Here is a 19,836-nt window from a genome sequence, read left to right as displayed (position 1 = left end):
CCTCAGCCCTTGGACATGTCCTGGGCGATCGCCAGCCTGAGCAGTTCGGCAAGCTCGCGCGCCGCGCGGTTTTCGGCGTCGCGCTCGGCCCGCAAGCGGGCGAACTCCTGCCGTGGCCGGTCGAACGACGCCGACACGCTGCGCTTGCCGGCAGTGATGCGCTTGCCGGTCTTGATGTCGGTGATGACATAGACACCGCTCAGGGTCATCGTGCCTGAGGTCGGCTCGTCGTCCTTGCTGGTCACCTGGGCAAGCAGGGCCGCCTCGTTCAACGCCGTCACCGCCAGATCCATCGTGTAGGGCGCTGCGGCCTGCTGGCCGGCACCGCCGTTGAACATGAAGATCAGATGGTTGCGGACTTCCTGGCCGTAGCGGGTGCTGACCGGCTTGATGTTGATCGAGGCCAGTTGCGTTGCAGCACCTGCTTCGACCCCTGCCTGAACCGGGCCGTCCGAATAAAGCGGACGCACCGAACAGGCAGATGCCAGTGCAAGCGAAGCCAGAAGGGCCAGGCGTGCAGCAATACGCAATGTACCGGCAGAATTCCGCGCATCAGGCAACGACATTGACGATCCTCTGCGGCACAACAATCACCTTGCGCGGTGACTTCCCATCCAGCGCCTTCTGCACTGCTTCCAGTGCCAGCGCCGCTTTTTCGACGGTAAATTGATCTGCGTCGCGGGCGATTGTCAAATCAGCTCTTTTCTTGCCATTGATCTGCACCGGATAGGTGATTTCGTTGTCGACGATCAACGCCGGATCGAATTTCGGCCATGCTCGATCGGCGACCATGCCGTCGCCGTCGAGCGCTGCCCAGCACTCCTCGGCCAGATGCGGCATCATCGGCGCGATCATCACGATCAGGATGTCCACCGCCTCGCGCAGTGCCGAAACCATCTCCATCGAGGCCTTGCCGGCGGCGGCATCGGCGAGCGGGCCTTGCAGCGTGTTGGTCAGTTCGTAGATGCGCGCGACCGCCTTGTTGAAGGCGAGCTTGCCAATGTCCTCGCCAACCGACTTCAACGCCTTGTGCGCAGCCTTGGAGACTGCAGCGGCATCGCCTTCGCTTGCCGCCCTGGCTTGCGCCTTGGCCAGCACGTCGGCCGATTCGGACACCAGGCGCCAGACGCGCTGGACAAAACGATGCGCGCCTTCGACGCCGGCCTCGGTCCACACGACATCGCGCTCGGGCGGCGAATCGCTGAGCACGAACCAGCGCGCCGTGTCGGCGCCATAGCTGGCGATGATGTCGTCGGGGTCGACAACGTTCTTCTTCGACTTCGACATCTTCTCGATCGAGCCGATCTCGACCGGCTCGCCGGTCGCAAGCAGCGTCGCCCGCCGCTTGCCGTCGATCTCCTCGACCTTGACGTCGCTCGGCGCAACCCACTCACCGTTGGGACCGCTGCCGAGACGATAGGTCTCGTGCACGACCATGCCTTGGGTGAACAGCCCCTTGAACGGCTCGGACAGGTCGAGATGGCCGGCCTTGCTCATCGCGCGGGTGAAGAAGCGCGAATAGAGCAGGTGCAGGATCGCGTGCTCGATGCCACCGATATACTGGTCGACCGGCAGCCACTCATTGGCGGCCTTCGGATCGGTCGGCTCGTTTTCCCAAGGTGCGGTGAAGCGCGCGAAATACCACGACGAATCGACGAAGGTGTCCATCGTGTCGGTCTCGCGCCGTGCCGCCTTGCCGCATTGCGGGCAGTTGACGTGGCGCCAGGTCGGATGGCGGTCGAGCGGGTTGCCCGGACGGTCGAATTCGACGTCGTCGGGCAGCTTGACCGGCAGGTCGGCCTTCGGCACCGGAACCACGCCGCAATCGTCGCAATGGATCATCGGGATCGGGCAGCCCCAATAGCGCTGACGCGAAATGCCCCAGTCGCGCAGGCGGAACTGCACCTTGCGCTCGCCCATCGGGCGGTTGCCGATCGAGATCTGCTCCAACCTGTTGGCGACATCGTTGAACGCGTCATCGGGCTTCATGCCGTCGAGGAAACGCGAATTGATCATCACGCCATCGTCGGTATAGGCCTCTTCGGTGATCTGGAAGGTCTTGGCATCGCCACCTTCCGGCATCACCACCGGGACCACCGGCAAGCCATACTTGTTGGCGAAATCGAGGTCGCGCTGGTCACCGGACGGGCAGCCGAAAATGGCGCCCGTGCCGTAGTCCATCAGCACAAAATTGGCGACATAGACCGGCAGCGTCCAGCTCGGGTCAAACGGATGAACAACCCGGATGCCGGTGTCCATGCCCTTCTTCTCGGCCGTCTCCAGCGCTGCGACCGACGTGCCCATGCGGCGCACGTCGTCCATGAAGGCGGCAAGCTCGGGCTTGTCTTCGGCAGCCTTTTTGGCCAGCGGGTGGTCGGCCGAGATCGCCATGAACGAGGCCCCGAAGATCGTGTCCGGGCGCGTCGTGTAGACCTCGAGCTCGCTCTCTCCCGTGGGCGCGGTGCCAGCGGCCAGCGGCCAGCGGATCAGCAGGCCTTCCGACCGGCCGATCCAGTTGCGCTGCATCAGCTTGACCTTCTCGGGCCACTCGTCGAGGCCATCGAGCGCATCCGACAGGTCCTGCGCGAAATCGGTGATCTTGAAGAACCACTGCGTCAGTTCGCGCTGTTCAACCAGGGCGCCCGAACGCCAGCCGCGCCCGTCGATGACCTGCTCATTGGCGAGCACGGTCATGTCTTCGGGGTCCCAGTTGACCTTGGAGGACTTGCGCGTCACCAGACCCTTTTCGACGAAGTCGATGAACAGCATCTGCTGGCGGTGGTAGTAATCGACGTCGCAGGTGGCGAACTCGCGGCTCCAGTCGAGCGACAGGCCCATCGACTTCAGCTGCGTGCGCATCGTGGCGATGTTCTGGTAGGTCCAATCCTTGGGATGGACCTTGTTCTTCATCGCGGCGTTTTCCGCTGGCATGCCGAAGGCATCCCAGCCCATCGGATGCAGCACGTTGTAGCCCATGGCCCGGCGGAACCGCGCAACGACATCGCCCATCGCGTAGTTGCGGACATGGCCGACATGGATGCGTCCCGACGGATAGGGGAACATCTCGAGCACGTAATATTTCGGCCGCGGATCGTCGTTCTCGGTCTCGAAGAGCTTTGCCTCGCCCCAGGCCTTCTGCCATTTGGGTTCGGACGCGCGCGGATTATATCGTTCGGTTGCCATCGGATGTTTTTCACTTAAAAGCGTGCATGGACCGGGGCGAAAACCCGCGGTTCAGGAAATCGTTGCCGGGTGTTCATCATGGATTCCCGGACCCGTCAACTCCGGCAGGCAGGGGGCGGGCAAAAAGCAGGGCCAGCGGCATGGAAAAGTCGGTCGAACAGCTCACTCTGGTGAAGCATAAGATAGGTGCGGCCGAGCGCGAGGCCAACCGGCCCGAGGGTTCGGCAGTGCTGGTGGCGGTCTCCAAGACCTTCGATGCCGAGCACATCCGCCCGGTCATCGAGGCCGGCCAGCGTGTCTTCGGCGAAAACCGCGTCCAGGAAGCGCAAGGCAAGTGGCCTGAGCTGAAGGTCGAATTCCCCGACATCGAGCTGCATCTCATCGGCCCGCTGCAATCCAACAAGGCCAAGGAAGCCGTCACCCTGTTCGACGTCATCGAGACTGTCGACCGCGAGAAGATCGCCGCCGAGCTCGCCAGGGAGATCGAACGCCAGGGCCGGTCGCCTAAACTCTACGTCCAGGTCAATACCGGCTCCGAACCGCAGAAGGCCGGCATCGAGCCGCGCGAAGCCGTTGCCTTCGTCAAGCGCTGCCGCGAGGTCCACGGCCTCGCCATCGAAGGCCTGATGTGCATCCCGCCCGCCGACGATAACCCCGGTCCGCATTTCGCCCTGCTGGAAAAACTGGCGCGCGAAGCCGGCTTGCAAAAGCTGTCGATGGGCATGTCGGGCGACTTTGAACTTGCGGTTGCATTCGGCGCCACCAGCGTTCGGGTCGGATCGGCGATCTTCGGGACCCGTTGAGTAGCACTCAAGCAGTCGTTGCCGATTTGCTACAACCACTCAGTAAATGCTCGAATGCCGAAGCTTTGCGGCCAAGCAGGCTGAAATCCACAACTTTGGCGATTGATTCCATATCTGAAATAAATCATGCCCTAAATTAGAAAATACAGCATGGGTTCTGACGCCTTCTGCCCGAAGGAGTTAGAGGGGGCAATGACTGGATTTGCGAAGGCAACTGCTGCGTGCGGTCGCGCGCTTCTGGCATTTTCGACCATTTTCTTTCTGGCATCACTGACAATTGCAGCTTTGCTGCTGATCGCCTCGCCAAAGGCAGCGCAGGCCGGAGGCACGTGCACCATCAACTTCTCGGTGCCATATCAATCAGCTGCCTTTACCTACACGATGAGCGCAACCGAAAACGCTGCCACGTTCGCAGCGTGCGACCCAAACTACCCGGCTATTAGCAGTGGAATACTCCCAAATCCCACCACCCACAGCTTCCCGGGGCCTGGGACTTCAGGTGGCGCCACTTTTCGGGCGGCCACAGAATCCACCTATGATGAAATTGTGTACACGCCCGCCGTCGATTGGACCGGCCCCGACACCTTCACGTTGAAGTTCTGCAACGTCACGAACTGCCCTGGCAACGATTTCCTGATCGCCACCGTCACCGTGACCGTCGGCGGTGAGGCGATCAACATCACCAATGCCAATGTTCCAAACGGCACACAGGGAACTCTCTATAGCCAGCAGACTTTGGCGGCCACGGAAGGCTACGGCCCCTATAGCTATGCCATTACCAGCGGCGCGCTGCCTACTGGTATGACCCTGTCGACCGCTGGCGTTTTGAGCGGCACGCCGACCGCGGCGGGAACATTCAATTTCCGGGTCACCGTCAGCGACTCGACCCGCAGCCTCAGCAACGTCCCGCTGAGCGGTTTCAAGGACTTCAGCTTCACCGTCGCACCCAGTACACCGGTTGCCAATGATGTCGGCGCAACCGTGGCCTATGGCAGTTCCGCCAACCCGATCACGTTGAACATAGCGGGTGGCGTACCGACCAGCGTTGCGGTCGCGACTGCGGCCAGTCACGGCTCAGCCACAGCCTCCGGGACGACAATCACCTACACGCCGACAGCGGGCTACTCCGGCCCGGATAGCTTCCCCTACACAGCCACCAACGTGGCCGGAACCTCGGCACCGGCGACAGTGACGATATCAGTCAGCCCGCCCACCCTGGCGCTAAACCCAGCCAGCCTGCCCAACTGGACCTATGGCGTCGCCTACAGCCAACCAACAACGGCGTCGGGCGGCGCAGCACCTTACAGCTATGGCATTTCATCCGGCACGCTGCCGGCCGGCCTCGCCATCGATTCGGGAACTGGACTGATCTCGGGAACGCCCACTGGCATGGGGGCGAGCACCTTCACCGTCCGGGCGCAAGATTCGAGCACCGGTCCTTCGGCGCCGTTCGCCATCACACAAGTCTACACGGTGACCATCCTGGCTCCGACCATTTCGGTGACGGCGCCCGCGGCCGGTGCCTTGCCGGCGGCGACTGGCGGCGTCGCCTACAGCCAGACCTTCACCGCCAGCGGCGGCCAGGGCAGCCACAGCTTCGCTCTCACGATGGGAACTCTGCCAGCCGGAGTGACCCTCAGCGGCGCCGGGCTATTGTCGGGTACGCCAACGGAGGCGGGAACCTTCGGATTCAGCGTGCAGGCCACCGACGCCAGTCCTGGACCGGTCGGGCCGTTCAACAGCGCGCCGGTCGCCTACACCCTGACCGTCACTGCACCGGTGATTTCCGTCATCCCGGCGTCATTGCCGAATGGTACGACGGCCGTGGCCTACAGCGAGACAGTTACGGCGACAGGCGGCACGACACCCCACAGCTTCACCACCCTTGGCACACTGCCGACCGGCTTGACTCTTACCAGCGCCGGGGTGCTTTCGGGTACGCCGACGGCGGCTGGGACCTTCAACTTCACGATCGTCGGCACCGACGCGCTCGGCTTCGCGGCCGCCACCGCCTATACGTTCGTGGTCTCCGATCCGGTTATCACGATAGCATCGCCCTCGGCCGGTGCCTTGCCGGCGGGGACGGGCGGGGTCGCCTACAGCCAGACCTTCACCGCCAGCGGCGGACAGGGAACCCACACCTTCGCGATGACCGCCGGAGCCACCCCTTCCGGCATCACTCTTTCCCCGGCAGGGGTTCTGTCCGGCACGCCGACTGTCGCTGGAACGTTCAATTTCAGCGTCACCGCAACCGACGCCAGCCCGGCGATCGGCGGCGGCCCATTCAGCAGCGCGCCCGTCGCTTACAGCCTGACGATCAACGCGCCGACGATCACCGTCAGTCCGACCACGCTTGCGAACGCGACAACCGCACTTGCTTATAGCGAGACGATCACCGCCACCGGCGGCACGACACCTCACACCTTCGCCATCACCGCTGGCACACAGCCGACCGGGACGACCCTTACCAGCGCCGGGGTGCTTTCGGGCACGCCGACGGCAGCGGGGACCTACAACTTCACGATCACCGCCACCGATGCGCTCAGCTTCACCGGCGCCCGGGCCTACGCCATTACGGTCTCCGACCCGGTGATCACCGTCACCTCGCCGGTGGCTGGTGCGTTGCCACCAGCCACCGGCGGAACCGCCTACAGCCAGACCTTCACCGCCAGCGGAGGGCAAGGGAGCCACAACTTCGTCGAGACCGGCGCGCTGCCTGCGGGCGTCACCCTGTCTCCGGCCGGGGTCCTGTCCGGCACGCCGATGGCAGCGGGAACCTTCAACTTCACCGTCACCGCCACCGACGCCAGCCCTGGGCCAAGCGGGCCGTTCAGCAGCACGCCGGTCGCCTACAGCCTGACGGTCGCGGCACCGACGATCACGCTGTCGCCGACCACGCTGCCGGCCGGCACGACGGCGCTTGCCTATGCCACGACAAGCGTCAGTGCCTCGGGCGGTACGGCGCCCTACACTTATTCGGTCTCGGCCGGAACGTTGCCTAATGGCCTGATCCTCGGCGGCACCGGCGACATCTCCGGAACGCCGACGGCTGCTGGTACGTCCAGTTTCACCATCACGGCCACCGACGCGCACGGCTTCACCGGCGGCCAGGCCTACTCGATCACGGTCGCCGACCCGGTCGTCACCGTGACGTCGCCGGCGAGCGGTGCCTTGCCCAACGCCGAACCGGGTGTCGCCTACAGCGCGTTGACCTTCACCGCCAGCGGCGGCCAGGGCAGCCACAGCTTCGTGGTTGCCAGCGGGGCGCTGCCAGTCGGCCTTGGCCTGAGCACATCAGGTGTCCTGTCGGGAACGCCAACAGCGACTGGAACATTCAACTTCAGCGTCACGGCCACGGATGCCAGCCCGACACCCGGCGGACCGTTCACCAGCGCAGCTGTCGCTTACAGCCTGACCGTCACCGACACCTTGCCGCCGGCCCTCGTCGGCATGCCCGCCAACATCGTCATCGAGGTCGACTTTCCGGTCACCGGCGCCATCGCCACCTGGACCTTGCCGACCGCGACCGACAACCAGGCAGGCACGACAGTGACCCAGACCGCCGGCCTGGCATCGGGTGCGACCTTCCCGCTCGGCACAACGACAAACAGCTACGAAGCGCGCGACGTCGCCAACAACACCGTGACAGGCAGCTTCACCGTCACTGTCACCCAGCGCCTGCCCGGCCAGGTAACGATGCTGATCAGCAGCACCACCGACGGCGCCTTCGGCTTCACCTCGAGCGAGCCGGCACTCAACGTCACGGTCAACACGGCATCCGGCAGCGGCACCTCGGGCGTACTGACGGTGCCAGTTGGCAATCACAGCATCGCCGTTTCCGTGCCGGCGGGCGTCGAGATCGCGTCTGTCAGTTGCACGGACCCCGCGAGCAGCATCGACCCATCAACGCTGTCCGGCACGATTTCGGTCACGGCGGGTGCCGTCATCAGCTGCACCATCTCGGGTGCCGATCCGGCCCAGACGACAGGCCTGATCGGCAGCTTCCTTGAAGCGCGCTCGGAACTGATCCTCGCCAACGAGCCCGACGCCAACCGCCGCATCGAGCGGCTGACCGGCGCCTATACCGGCCAGGGCGGCGTTTCGGGCTTCGGCCTCGGCTTCACCGATGAACGGATGCCGTTTGCGCTGTCCTTCTCCGAAAACGAGGCTTCCTTCGGCTACAGCCTGCGCCGCGCGCAGGCACAAGGCACGGCCGATGCCCGCGTCGCCTCCGCACACAACCTGCCCATCGGACCGCGCAGGGGGATGGCCGAAACGATGCCAGTTACGGCATTCGGCGAAAACGCCCAGCCGCCGGCAAGGCCCTGGCCGCTCGAAACCAAACAGGGTGTCGTAGCTGAAACCAGTGCTGCGACCGACCCGATGGCCGCGCCCTTCGATATCTGGATCGAGGGCAAGCTCGCCCGCTTCGACGCCAATGGTGGCGACGGCCGCTTCGGCATCATGCATGCCGGCGTCGACTATCTGGTGACGCCACGCATCCTGATCGGCCTCGGCGCCCAGCTCGACTGGACCGACATGGACGGATCGGACGAAAGCACGATATCGGGCACCGGCTATCTTCTGGGACCGTATGTCACCGCCCGGCTGACCGACAACCTGTTCCTCGACGGCCGCGCTGCCTGGGGCCAGTCGGCCAATGACGTGTCGCCATTCGGCACCTACACCGACAAGCTCGACGCTACCCGCTGGCTGGTCTCGCTCGCCCTGATCGGCCAGTACGACATCGACCGCTGGCGCATCACCCCAAAAGCCAAGCTCGCCTATTTCGAGGAAGAGACCGAATCCTATGTCGACGGCCTTGGTCTCGACATCCCGGCGATTGCGATCGCCACGGGAACCCTAGAGTTCGGCCCGAGCCTGAGCTACCGAATGGAACTTGCCAACGGCATGTTGTTCGAGCCCTTCGCGACATTAGAGGGCATCTGGACCTTCAAGCAGGAAAACACCGCAACGGCGGCAACCTCCACGCCCGGCCTCGGCGAAACCGGCCTGCGCGGCCGCGGCGAGATCGGCTTCAGGCTTGCCGGCCAATCGGCGTCGTCCCAATCGGCGTCGTCAGTGTCCAGCTCGGTCTTCTATGACGGTCTCGGCAACGAGGACTTCCAGTCTTGGGGCGGCAAGCTGCGCTTCGACCACCGGTTCTGAAAAGAACTGGGGCTGCAGCCGGTCCTGTGACCAAGGTGCGACGAGCTGCCCAAGCAGAATACAAAAGGCCGGGATTTGCGTCCCGGCCTTTTGCTTCACCTATCCCGGAAATTACTCCGCAGCGACGATCTTGCCGCCTTCCCACTTGAACAGCGAGAAGCTCGGCGAGGTCAGGTCGCCGCTTTCGCCGTAGGTCAGGTTGCCGATGGCGGTGGCGATCGGTTCGCCTGACTTGAGCGCTGCGGTAACCGCTGCAGTGTCGTCGGCCTTGCCGGCCTTCTCGATGCCAGCCTTGAGCACTTCAACCGCGGCATAGGCGTTGAGCGTGAAGGCTTCCGGCGGGATGCCCTTGTCCTTCAGCACCTTGACCGCATCGGCCGAGGCCGGGTTCTTCAGTGCATCGGTTGCGTTGGTGAACAGCGTGCCGGCGGCGGCTTCGTTGCCGATCGCCCAGAACTCGGTGTTCGACAGACCCTCGCCGCCGATGATCACTGCGTTGACGCCGCCGTCCTTCAGCTGGCGCGCCAAAAGGCCACCCTCAGGGTGGTAGCCGCCGAAGTAGATGACGTCGACATTGTCGGCCTTGAGACGGGTGATCAGCGCCGACAGATCCTTCTCGCCCGGGTTGAGCGAGTTCTGCTGGACTTCGGTCAGGCCGCCGGCATTGATCGCCTTCTTGAAGGCTTCGGCCAGGCCCTTGCCGTAGGTGCCCTTGTCGTCGATCACCGCGATGCGCTTGTCCTTCATGTTCTTGAGCACATAGGCGGCGGCGACTTCAGCCTGCTGGTCGTCACGGCCGCAGGTCCTGAGCACATTGGTCAGGCCGCGTGCGGTCAGGTCCGGCGCGGTTGCGGTCGGCGTCACCATCAGGATGCCGTTTTCGGCAAAGATGTCCGAAGCGGGGATCGCCACACCCGAAGTCACCGGGCCGACGACATACTTCACGCCTTCGCCAACCAGCAGGTTGGCCGCCGAAACGCCCTGCTTGGGATCGCCGGCATCGTCGGCAAGCTTCAGCACGATCTTTTCGCCAAGGATGCCGCCCTTTTCATTGATGGCATCTACAGCCGCCTGGGCGCCGTTCTTGACCTGATCGCCATAGGCGGCAACAGGACCGGTCAGCGGGGCAACGAGGCCGATGGTGATATCGGCGTGCGCGGTGGAGCCGAAGGCCATAAGTGCTGCAAGCGAGACGCCCGCAAGGATCTTCATGTTCATCATAGTTCTCCCTTTTACCCGCCGGCCTCGAAGGCGCAGCGGAAGCTCTGGTGGCGGGAATACCCGCCCCGCGAGCTGGCCGCAATCGGCCCAGCGTCCCGAAAGCCGCAATTGATTTGTGCCAGCCCAGCGCGCCAGGAGGCGGCGACACGGGAAAGTTCACGCCCGATCAGGACGTTGGCACCGTCGCCATGAACAGGCTCAGTGCAGCACGAACTCGCCGTCGACCTTGCGCCACTCATTGGGCGCGATCAGCTTGCGGTGGGTATAATGCACCGAGTGCAGCGGTCCATCGAGCTTGGCGCGCCAGAAATCGATGAAGCTGAACAGGATCGGAAATTTCGGCGCCAGGTCGTAGTCCTGCCAGATGAAAGTCTGCAGCACATGGGGATGATCAGGCAGGTGATAGAGGATCTCGGCCGTCGTCAGGCCGTAGCCCTTGAGCATCAGTTCAAGTTCAGAAGCGTCGCGCATGCTGGCCTTCCGTGTCGAACAGTTCCTCCACGGCATGAATCTGAACCGTGATGGTTAACCGCCTGCTAAAACAACGGAATGCGCATATGATAGTTCCAAGAAATCAGCACTTTAGCACTCGACCTCTGGCATTGCTGATAGCTATATAGCGGCGGCGATTTGCCGCTACGGAAAGACCGTGGCCAAATCCAAGGTCTAATATTGTGAGGCGGCGCGAATTGCTAATAATGCGCGCCAACGCGGCTCCAACGCCGCCGTCCGCCGGACGCAAGGAGCCGTCGGATCGTTTCCGGGAGGATGGGAGAAAAATGTCCGAAGTCCGTGTCCACCGCGTCCAGCCGGCGTGGAAGAAGAATGCGCTGATCGACAACGACACCTACCTGAAATGGTATGGAGAGAGCGTCAAGAACCCCGACAAGTTCTGGGGCAAGCACGGCAAGCGCATCGACTGGTTCAAGCCCTACACCAAGGTCAAGAACACCTCCTTCGACGGCAAGGTGTCGATCAAGTGGTTCGAGGACGGCCTGACCAACGTCTCCTACAACTGCATCGACCGCCACCTGAAGAAGCGCGGCAACCAGACCGCCATCATCTGGGAAGGCGACAACCCCTACGACGACAAGAAGATCACCTACAACGAGCTCTACGAGCACGTCTGCCGCCTCGCCAACGTGATGAAGAAGCACGGCGTCAAGAAGGGCGACCGCGTCACCATCTACATGCCGATGATCCCGGAGGCAGCCTACGCCATGCTCGCCTGCACGCGCATCGGCGCCATCCATTCGATCGTCTTCGGCGGCTTCTCGCCCGACGCGCTCGCCGGCCGCATCGTCGACTGCGAGTCGACCTTCGTCATCACATCAGATGAAGGTCTGCGCGGCGGCAAGGCCATCCCGCTCAAGGAAAACACCGACAAGGCGATCGACATCGCCGCCAAGCATCATGTCATGGTCAAGGACGTGCTGGTGGTGCGCCGCACCGGCGGCAAGATCGGCTGGGCGCCGGGCCGCGACCATTGGTACCATGACGAGGTCCGCTCGGTGAAAGCCGAATGCAAGCCCGAGAAGATGAAGGCCGAGGATCCGCTGTTCATCCTCTACACCTCGGGTTCGACCGGCAAGCCCAAGGGCGTGCTGCACACGACAGGCGGCTATCTCGTCTACGCCTCGATGACCCACCAGTATGTCTTCGACTACCATGACGGCGACATCTACTGGTGCACCGCCGATGTCGGCTGGGTCACCGGCCACAGCTACATCGTCTATGGTCCGCTCGCCAATGGTGCCACCACGCTGATGTTCGAGGGCGTGCCCAATTATCCATCCGCATCGCGTTTCTGGGACGTCGTCGACAAGCACAAGGTCAACATCTTCTACACCGCGCCCACCGCCATCCGCGCCCTGATGGGTGCCGGTGATGACCACGTCAAGAAGACGTCGCGCAAGAGCCTGCGCGTTCTGGGTTCGGTCGGCGAGCCGATCAATCCCGAAGCCTGGGAGTGGTATTACAACGTCGTCGGCGACAAGAAGGTGCCGATCGTCGACACATGGTGGCAGACCGAGACCGGCGGCATCCTGATCACGCCGCTGCCGGGTGCGACCGACCTCAAGCCGGGTTCGGCGACGCGGCCGTTCTTCGGTGTCAAGCCGGAGCTGGTCGACAACGAAGGCAATGTGCTCGAGGGTGCCGCCGACGGCAATCTGTGCATCACCGACTCCTGGCCGGGCCAGATGCGCACCGTGTATGGCGACCACGAGCGCTTCATCCAGACCTACTTCGCCACCTACAAGGGCAAGTATTTCACCGGCGACGGCTGCCGCCGCGACGCCGACGGCTATTACTGGATCACCGGCCGCGTCGACGACGTCATCAACGTCTCCGGCCACCGCATGGGCACCGCCGAAGTCGAGTCGGCACTTGTCAGCCACGACAAGGTTTCGGAAGCCGCCGTCGTCGGCTACCCGCACGACATCAAGGGCCAGGGCATCTACAGCTACGTCACGCTGATGTCCGGCATCGAGGCCACCGACGACCTGCGCAAGGAACTCGTCGCCCATGTCCGCAAGGAGATCGGCGCCATCGCCTCGCCCGACAAGATCCAGTTCGCGCCGGGCCTGCCCAAGACCCGTTCGGGCAAGATCATGCGCCGCATCCTGCGCAAGATCGCCGAGGACGATTTCGGCGCATTGGGCGACACCTCGACGCTGGCCGATCCGGCTGTCGTCGACGACCTCGTCGCCAACAGGCAGAACAAGCGGGCGTAAGTCCGCGATCCCCTCGCATCATACGATGCGAGGGGATTTCCCTACGGCTCAGCAGCCGATCTGATGGCGCAACTCATCGACCAGTTCTTTCGACGGACAGACGTTCTCGCAGGGAATGCCGTCCTTGTCGGCGTCGGCCACCCGTAGCCGCCGCACCAAAGCTCCACCACCTCGGCGCAGGAACTGACCTGCTTGCACGTCCGGGCCTGCACCAGTTCGACCGGCATCTTCACATCAAGTTCCCCCCGTGATGCCGCCGTGGCCCCGCTGACGTTGTCAGCGGGATTCCCAGGATCGAAACGATCCGCATGCACGCCTGCCCCAATTCCATTCCGCCAAAGCCCGGGCCGTGACTGCATCCCGGTAGCGCTGCATCAAATCTCGACGTCCAAAAGCGGCGTTCAGGCGGGCTTCGGCCCTTGGTCCAACCCGCCCTCGTTCCGCAGCTATTGACAATTCGCTCAATTAAGAAAAATATTTTCCTATAGAATAATAATTTTCGCATACGAGGCAGGAGGCTTCATGGCACGGGAAGTTGAGTGGGCGCGCATGACCGCCCCCCGAATTGCGCGAGATCGCCGCGCGTGGAAATGCCATGGCCATCCTGCCGGTCGGCTCGCTGGAGCAGCACGGCCCGCATCTGCCTGTCATCACCGACACCGCAAGTGCCGAGGCCGCCGCCAGGCGCGGCGCGCGCCTGGTTGCCAATGATGTCCCACTGGCGGTGCTTCCCGGCCTCTGGCTCGGCATGAGCGAACATCATCTGCCATTCGGCGGCACGATCAGCCTCGACTACACCGCCTATTTCCACGTGCTGAAGTCCATTGTCCGGTCGCTGAAAGCGATCGGCTTCACGCGCTTGCTCATCGTCAACGGCCATGGCGGCAACATCGACCCGCTGGCGATGTCGACACGCGAACTGGCGGTCGAGTTCGCCATGCCGATCGTCTACACGACGCCATGGATGCTGGCGCCGGCGGAAACGGCGGCGCTGTTTGAAACCGACAACGGTCCCAAGCACGCCTGCGAGGGCGAGGCGTCGGTGATGCTGGCGATCTCGCCCGATACGGTCAAATCAGACAAGTTCGAAGAGGCCTTCACCATTGAGGCTGGCAGAAACGAGGCGCCGCATGGCGCGCATCGCTTCTATTCATTTTCCGAGCGCGCGCCCAACACCGGCACATGGGGCGTTCCCGCCAAGGGCACTGCGGAAAAGGGCGAACGTTTCCTCGAACTTCAGGCCCGCGAACTCGCCAAGCTGATCGTCGACCCGGTCCTGTGGACGCAGCCCGACGCCGTCTGGCGGCCGGGCCGTGGGCTCGACATCCGCGCCGGACGTGCCGACTGACGCAATTGCACCAACACGTCCGCATCCAAGAACACCTGAAGGGGAAAAACCCGATGAATTCCTTGAAACGCGGCTCGGTTCGGGCTGCCCTTTGTCTTTCGGTCGCAGCCGCCGCACTTGGCTTTCTCGGTGCCGAGGCCTCGGCCAAAACGCTTGTCTATTGTTCCGAGGCGGCGCCGGAAGGTTTCGATCCCGCGCTCTACTCGACCAACAGCACCTGGGATGCGTCGTCGAAGCCGATCTATAGCCGGCTGGTCGAATTCGAAAACGGCACGACGAACCTTGTCCCCGGTCTCGCGGAAAGCTGGAGCGTCTCCGACGACATGCTGACCTACACGTTCAAGCTGCGGCCCGGCGTGAAGTTCCAGACCACCGACTATTTCACGCCGACGCGCGACATGAACGCCGACGACGTGGTGCTCTCCTTCGACCGTCAGTACCGCACCGACAATCCCTGGCATCAGTACGTCACCGGTGCGAACTACGAAATGTATGCCGGCATGGACATGCAGGCGACGGTCAAGGACATCTCCAAGGTTGACGACCTCACGGTCAAGCTTGTGCTGAGCCAGCCGAACGCGTCGATTCTCTCCAACCTCGCAATGGACCTGGGCTCGATCGTCTCCAAGGAATACGCCGATAAGCTCGCTGCGGCCGACACACCGGAAAAGCTCAATTCGGAGCCGATCGGCACCGGGCCGTTCCAGTTCGTGGGCTACCAGCAGGATGCCGTGGTGCGGTTCAAGGCCAACCCGACCTACTGGGGCGCCAAGCCGAAGCTGGACGAACTCGTTTTCGCCATCACCGCCGACCAGACCACGCGGATGCAGCGGCTGAAGGCAGGCGAATGCCAGGTCGCGGCCTATCCCGCGCCAGCGGAAGTTCCGGCCTCAAGGCCGACCCCAACCTTGTCGTCATGGAAAAGCCGGGCCTCAACGTCGCCTACCTCGCCTACAACACCTTGACCCCGCCTTTCGACAAGATCGAGGTGCGCAAGGCGTTGAACATGGCGATCGACAAGAAGGCTATCCTCCAGGCGGTGTTCCAGGATCTCGGCGAAGTCGCCAAGAACCCGATCCCGCCGGCGATGTGGGGATACAACAATGCCGTCGTCGATGATCCATACGATCCGGTGGCGGCGAAGAAGATGCTCGATGGTGCCGGCGTCAAGGACCTGAAGATGAAGGTCTGGGCGATGCCGGTCAGCCGGCCCTACATGCCCAATGCACGTCGCGTTGCCGAACTGATCCAGTCCGACTTCCAGAAGGTCGGCGTCAGCGTCGAGGTCGTCTCCTACGAATGGGCCGAATATCTGAAGCGCGCCCGCGACAAGCAGCGCGATGGTGCGATCATCCTCGGCGGCACCAGCGACAATGGCGATCCGGACAATCTGCTGTCCTACTTCTTCTCCTGCTCAGGCGTCGGCGGCGCCAACATGGCCAACTGGTGCCACCAGCCATTCGAGGATCTGCTCCAGAAGGCGCGCACGACGGTCGACCAGGCTGAACGCGCCAAGCTCTACGAACAGGCGCAGCTGATCTTCAAGGAACAGGCGCCATGGGCGACGCTTGACCACTCGACGGTGTCCTTGCCGATGTCGAAGAAGGTCAGCGGCTATGTCATGGACCCGCTGGGTTCGCACCGCTTCGAGACTGTCGATCTGGCTGAGTAGCCGTTCGAGGACATTCGACTTTGCCCCTCGCGCCACCCATGCGAGGGGCAACTATCTTCGCCCGAAAGCCTTCTAAAAATCGGCCTTGACTTAGAGTGCGCTCGAACACCTAGCATCGTGAGCGTCGTAACGAGACAAGGTTGTTCATGAAGATCGGCGAACTCGCAAAACGCTCGGGCCTGACCGCCTACACGATCCGCTACTACGAGCAGATCGGCCTTTTGCCTGTGCCCGACAAGGACGCATCGGGCCAGCGCGACTACGACGCGTCGATCCTCACCTGGATCGAATTTCTCGGCCGGCTCAAGGCCACCGGCATGCCGATCCGCGAAATGTTGCGTTATGCGGCGCTCCGCGCGAAAGGCCCAGCCACCGACGCCGAGCGCCGTGCTTTGCTGGAAGCGCATCGCCATAAGGTGCGGGACCATGTCGCCGACCTTCAGGCCAACCTCCTCGTTCTCGACGCCAAGATATCGGGCTACGCCGATGCAGAAAAAAGGATCGAGACGCTACATGACCAAATCAAGCGAAAGCCGCTTCGAGCGCGGCGCACGCGCACTCTCTGAAATCGACGGCGAAGGCGGCCAAAAGGTCGTCGATTCCCTCGCCGACATTGCCCCCGACTTCGCCCGCTACGTGATCGAATTTCCGTTCGGCGATATCTATTCGCGCCCCGGCCTAGACCTCAGGTCGCGCGAGATCGCAACGATCGCGGCGTTGACAGCACTCGGCAATGCCGCCCCGCAGCTCAAGGTGCATATCCAGGCCGGGCTGAATGTCGGCTTGAGCCGTGACGAGATCGTCGAGATCATCATGCAGATGGCGGTCTATGCCGGCTTTCCGGCAGCGCTCAACGGCCTGTTCGCCGCCAAAGAGGTGTTTCAGCAAGAGCACAGCCTGGCAGCATAATCTCGTACCAACGGCCTAGTGCGATGGTCGCACTTGCCAAAACGCTGGAAAGGCCCCACCTTGCTGATGTGTTCAACGAACTGAAAGGAGGTGATCCGATGTCGAGTGATTTCGTTTTCCTAAACGTGGCCTCAGCGGATTGCCCTTTCGGGAAGCAGTCTTCCCGTTAAGGCGCGAGAAGCGCGGCTGGTGACCTCTTGGTCATAAGCCAGAGACCGCGCCATGGACGGAAACACGGAAAGGCCGCTCCTTCGCAAGAAGGGCGGCCTTTTTCTTGGGCGCTTCGTCATTTGGTCAGCGCCAGTCGTTCGATGTTGCGGGCGATGGTCTGAAACGCCGCATCGAGTTCGGCGCCCGTCCCAGCCTCGAAATAGCGCTTCAACGAGCCAGAATCCGCAGTGGCACAATTCTTGAGGACTGCTTTGGCCGCCTCCCTCTCGGACTTGGGAGTGCCCTTGTTGTCCAGGTCGAAGCCAATAGCGAAGACCTCGATGCCGTCCTTTTTCATGTTGGCACAGATGCTTTCGGCGTAGCTGCTGGACTTGGCACCCTGCGGCCCTTGCGGAGTATATTTGTCGCCCACACCCGCAAAGGCTGTGTTGAACTGGCCATCCGTCATCAGGATGGCGACCTTGGCAACCTTCTGCGGATCATGGTCCGCCGGCCCATCGCCAAGACCAGCATCCTTGATGGCCGTACGCCATTTTGGCGACAGCATGTAGTATCCCCATTGCGCGGCAATACCGCCCGCCGTCACACCGTTGGCCTTGAACCCGTCGATGGTCGCGGTCAGCTTTGCCGCATCGGTGGTAAGCGCAACAAGCTTCGCAGTAGGACATGTCTCCAACCGATCATCGCGATTTACCCTTGCCAGGTAGGTCTTGCCCTTATTGTTCTGGCGTTCAGTGTACGGGCCGTCGTCACTGAAATCCGCAGCTCCGTCCTTGTCCTTGCGCTCAGTTGCACAGCCATCCCCTCCGCTGCTGGCCGACGCTGCCTGCGGTGTATCTATCGCAGGCGGCACGTCAGACTTGCCTTCCTGTTCAACGAACACGGCGTCGGAAAGATTGCCAGCGTTGACCGCCTCAGCATAGGGCACGATGGCGACACGTATCCGCGGATTAGCCGCGTCTTGGCCAGTCAGAAAAGTATTGACCGCGTTCTTGGCGGCGGTCTTCAAATCCGAGATCTTCTGGCCTTTCATCGACCCGGTGACGTCGAGCATCATTGCCACTTCGATGCGCTTGTCGGAGTAGAGCGACGCGGTCGTGGCCGAAATGCGCTGCTTGTTGGCACCGCCAAACAGCGGAAAGAACACGTTGACGTCGATATAGGCGGTCGCCTGGACGGTGCCCGCCAAGCGGTCGACGAGCGTCTTGCCCACAACAACCTTTTCGCCAGGCGCAAGCAGGCTCGCCGCATTGGATTCGACAAACGCGGCCACTGTCTGGTCCGCGTCCTCGGCCTTGATCTTGCCCGTGGTGAGGTCGCGCGCCGTCGAGGTCACGGCGGCATCGACTGCTTGCGACAGGCCCGATTTGACATTGTGAAGCTGGGCCACGTTGATGCCGTAGCCGGCCGCCATGGCAAGCATGGGAATGGTGATCCCGCCCAGAATGGCAAAATTGCCGCTGCGATCACCAGCAAAACATTGCGCCAACCGTACCAGCTTCTGAAATTTCCGCATGTTCCGCCCCGCCGCCTCTGTGCCTCTGGCAAGGGACAAAGCAGGAAACTGGCCGTGGCTGCCCGTTCAGGCCGGCAAACCGGCATCACGGCATCAAGTCATTGATTTTTATTGAGATCACCGATCCACATGGTGAATGGAAAGTTAACCCGCTTGCAAGGTGATGGGCTTGTTTACCGCTCATTCACCATAGTGGCTGCAGCACCACGGGCGTCGCCTCACTTCGGCACACCGAGCCTGTGCCAGATCGGGTCACCCGCACCAGCTGTCCCGCTTGCCGCCGCCATAGGCACGTACCAGTCCGTGCTCGAGCATGGCCTTGGCGACCGCCTCGCCGGTCTCGGAACTGACATCGGCAAGCACGCGGCCATAATATTTGGCACCGCCGATATTGGAGAGCGACACGGGGCGATCCGCAACAAGCCGGGCAAGGGCCGAACGCGCCGTCAGCGCCGCCGCGCGTTCGCCCACACACCGGCTCTTCATCTCCGGCGCATCGATGCCGCGAATGCGGATGTTCACCCGCAGCGTCTGGCCGGGCCAGATTTCCGCCTCAGCTAGGAAGGTGTCGCCGTCGATCACCTCGACGACGCGTGCGCTGACCGGTCCGGCGAAATTCTCCCGTCGCTTGGCCTCCGCCGGAAACGCCACGAGGTGGAAGGCACCGACCAGCGCCAGCATTGCCGCGATCTTGAACGGGATCGAATCCATTCAAGGTATTTATTCCTATCCTGCTGAGTGGGCAACCCGTCTGAGAGCGCGGATCGTGGAACTACATCCTTGGCTCGCCGCTCACCGGATCGATCTTGATCTCGACCTTGGCTTTGTCAGACGTGTAATAGACCACGTCGTAATAGCCTCCGCTTTCCCAATCGATCTCGGAGATGTAGTGGAACTGGTCGCGCTGCTCGATCTTGGCGATGATCGCGGACAGCTTGAGCGAATTCTGCGGCGGCACCGCCGGTTCCTTGGTCTGCGCCTCAGCTGGCGCGACAGCAAGCAAGGTGGCAAACAACAGCCCCGATATCGCCGACTTCATCATGATCGTTCCTTTCGCAATACGGAGCGAAACGAACGGTCGTCGATTTCGGTTCCATCAGGCCACGCGA

At 62.7% G+C, this 19,836-nt stretch carries 13 protein-coding genes and 1 pseudogene; 7 read left to right on the top strand and 7 right to left on the bottom strand.

All coding sequences use genetic code 11. From position 1 onward, the window contains the following. Positions 1-2 precede the first annotated feature (2 nt). Positions 3-566: an LPS assembly lipoprotein LptE gene (gene lptE, locus ACHMW7_RS06350; RefSeq protein WP_395449466.1), complete on the bottom strand. Its 564-nt coding sequence runs from the start codon at positions 564-566 to the stop codon at positions 3-5. Further along, complete coding sequence (leuS, locus tag ACHMW7_RS06345; protein ID WP_395449465.1) at positions 553-3,183, bottom strand: leucine--tRNA ligase; 2,631 nt, start codon at positions 3,181-3,183, stop codon at positions 553-555. Before leuS ends, lptE begins: the two co-directional genes overlap by 14 nt. 140 nt (positions 3,184-3,323) lie before the next feature. On the opposite strand from leuS, the gene ACHMW7_RS06340 reads away from it, so the two are divergent. Both ACHMW7_RS06340 and ACHMW7_RS06335 read left to right on the top strand, forming a co-directional pair. After that, complete coding sequence (locus ACHMW7_RS06340; protein ID WP_395449464.1) at positions 3,324-3,986, top strand: YggS family pyridoxal phosphate-dependent enzyme; 663 nt, start codon at positions 3,324-3,326, stop codon at positions 3,984-3,986. Between the two features lie 546 nt (positions 3,987-4,532). Then, on the top strand, positions 4,533-9,155 hold the full coding sequence (locus ACHMW7_RS06335; RefSeq protein WP_395449463.1) for a putative Ig domain-containing protein: 4,623 nt from the start codon (positions 4,533-4,535) through the stop codon (positions 9,153-9,155). A gap of 111 nt (positions 9,156-9,266) precedes the next feature. Here the strand turns inward: ACHMW7_RS06335 and ACHMW7_RS06330 are convergent, their stop codons facing one another. Further along, the gene (locus ACHMW7_RS06330; protein ID WP_395449462.1) at positions 9,267-10,373 is read right to left on the bottom strand and encodes a branched-chain amino acid ABC transporter substrate-binding protein; all 1,107 of its coding nucleotides are present in this window, start codon (positions 10,371-10,373) and stop codon (positions 9,267-9,269) included. A 201-nt stretch (positions 10,374-10,574) separates the two neighbouring features. After that, a complete protein-coding gene (locus ACHMW7_RS06325) occupies positions 10,575-10,847 on the bottom strand; it encodes an usg protein (protein ID WP_184768056.1) in 273 nt (90 codons plus the stop codon). Positions 10,848-11,155: 308 nt separating this feature from the next. Here ACHMW7_RS06325 and acs point away from each other — a divergent pair, with 308 nt between their 5' ends. From acs to ACHMW7_RS06300, 5 genes and pseudogenes are all read left to right on the top strand, one after another. Further along, positions 11,156-13,111: an acetate--CoA ligase gene (gene acs, locus ACHMW7_RS06320; RefSeq protein ID WP_395449461.1), complete on the top strand. Its 1,956-nt coding sequence runs from the start codon at positions 11,156-11,158 to the stop codon at positions 13,109-13,111. Between the two features lie 595 nt (positions 13,112-13,706). Further along, complete coding sequence (locus ACHMW7_RS06315) at positions 13,707-14,459, top strand: creatininase family protein (RefSeq protein ID WP_395449460.1); 753 nt, start codon at positions 13,707-13,709, stop codon at positions 14,457-14,459. Between the two features lie 323 nt (positions 14,460-14,782). Then, positions 14,783-16,131, top strand: a pseudogene (locus tag ACHMW7_RS06310) (ABC transporter substrate-binding protein). Positions 16,132-16,277: 146 nt separating this feature from the next. Then, positions 16,278-16,697 carry a MerR family transcriptional regulator gene (locus ACHMW7_RS06305; RefSeq protein WP_395451276.1) on the top strand — a complete coding sequence of 140 codons (420 nt, stop codon included), beginning with the start codon at positions 16,278-16,280 and terminating at the stop codon, positions 16,695-16,697. After that, positions 16,645-17,040, top strand: a complete 396-nt coding sequence (locus ACHMW7_RS06300; protein WP_395449459.1) for a carboxymuconolactone decarboxylase family protein — start codon at positions 16,645-16,647, stop codon at positions 17,038-17,040. The genes ACHMW7_RS06305 and ACHMW7_RS06300 overlap by 53 nt, the downstream gene beginning before the upstream one ends. Positions 17,041-17,326: 286 nt before the next feature. On the opposite strand, the gene ACHMW7_RS06295 is transcribed toward ACHMW7_RS06300, so the two are convergent. The 3 genes from ACHMW7_RS06295 to ACHMW7_RS06285 form a co-directional block, all read right to left on the bottom strand. After that, positions 17,327-18,484, bottom strand: coding sequence for a hypothetical protein (locus ACHMW7_RS06295; protein ID WP_395449458.1), 1,158 nt, complete (start codon positions 18,482-18,484; stop codon positions 17,327-17,329). 495 nt (positions 18,485-18,979) lie between these two features. After that, a complete protein-coding gene (locus ACHMW7_RS06290; protein ID WP_395449457.1) occupies positions 18,980-19,438 on the bottom strand; it encodes a thermonuclease family protein in 459 nt (152 codons plus the stop codon). 61 nt (positions 19,439-19,499) lie between these two features. Further along, entirely contained in the window at positions 19,500-19,769 is a 270-nt protein-coding gene (locus ACHMW7_RS06285) for a PepSY domain-containing protein (RefSeq protein WP_395449456.1), read from the bottom strand. Positions 19,770-19,836 lie beyond the last annotated feature (67 nt).

Source organism: Aminobacter sp. UC22_36 (assembly GCF_044056035.1).
Taxonomy (GTDB): Bacteria; Pseudomonadota; Alphaproteobacteria; order Rhizobiales; family Rhizobiaceae; genus Aminobacter.
This window is presented reverse-complemented; position numbering and strand designations above follow the sequence as displayed.

Bases quoted from the DNA above. Each gene is read 5' to 3' on its own strand.
- ACHMW7_RS06325 (WP_184768056.1), bottom strand. From the start codon at position 10,847: ATGCGCGACGCTTCTGAACTTGAACTGATGCTCAAGGGCTACGGCCTG.
- ACHMW7_RS06290 (WP_395449457.1), bottom strand. From the start codon at position 19,438: ATGGATTCGATCCCGTTCAAGATCGCGGCAATGCTGGCGCTGGTCGGT.
- ACHMW7_RS06300 (WP_395449459.1), top strand. From the start codon at position 16,645: ATGACCAAATCAAGCGAAAGCCGCTTCGAGCGCGGCGCACGCGCACTC.
- acs (WP_395449461.1), top strand. From the start codon at position 11,156: ATGTCCGAAGTCCGTGTCCACCGCGTCCAGCCGGCGTGGAAGAAGAAT.
- ACHMW7_RS06305 (WP_395451276.1), top strand. From the start codon at position 16,278: ATGAAGATCGGCGAACTCGCAAAACGCTCGGGCCTGACCGCCTACACG.
- ACHMW7_RS06285 (WP_395449456.1), bottom strand. From the start codon at position 19,769: ATGATGAAGTCGGCGATATCGGGGCTGTTGTTTGCCACCTTGCTTGCT.
- ACHMW7_RS06315 (WP_395449460.1), top strand. From the start codon at position 13,707: ATGGCCATCCTGCCGGTCGGCTCGCTGGAGCAGCACGGCCCGCATCTG.
- ACHMW7_RS06340 (WP_395449464.1), top strand. From the start codon at position 3,324: ATGGAAAAGTCGGTCGAACAGCTCACTCTGGTGAAGCATAAGATAGGT.
- ACHMW7_RS06330 (WP_395449462.1), bottom strand. From the start codon at position 10,373: ATGAACATGAAGATCCTTGCGGGCGTCTCGCTTGCAGCACTTATGGCC.
- lptE (WP_395449466.1), bottom strand. From the start codon at position 566: ATGTCGTTGCCTGATGCGCGGAATTCTGCCGGTACATTGCGTATTGCT.
- leuS (WP_395449465.1), bottom strand. From the start codon at position 3,183: ATGGCAACCGAACGATATAATCCGCGCGCGTCCGAACCCAAATGGCAG.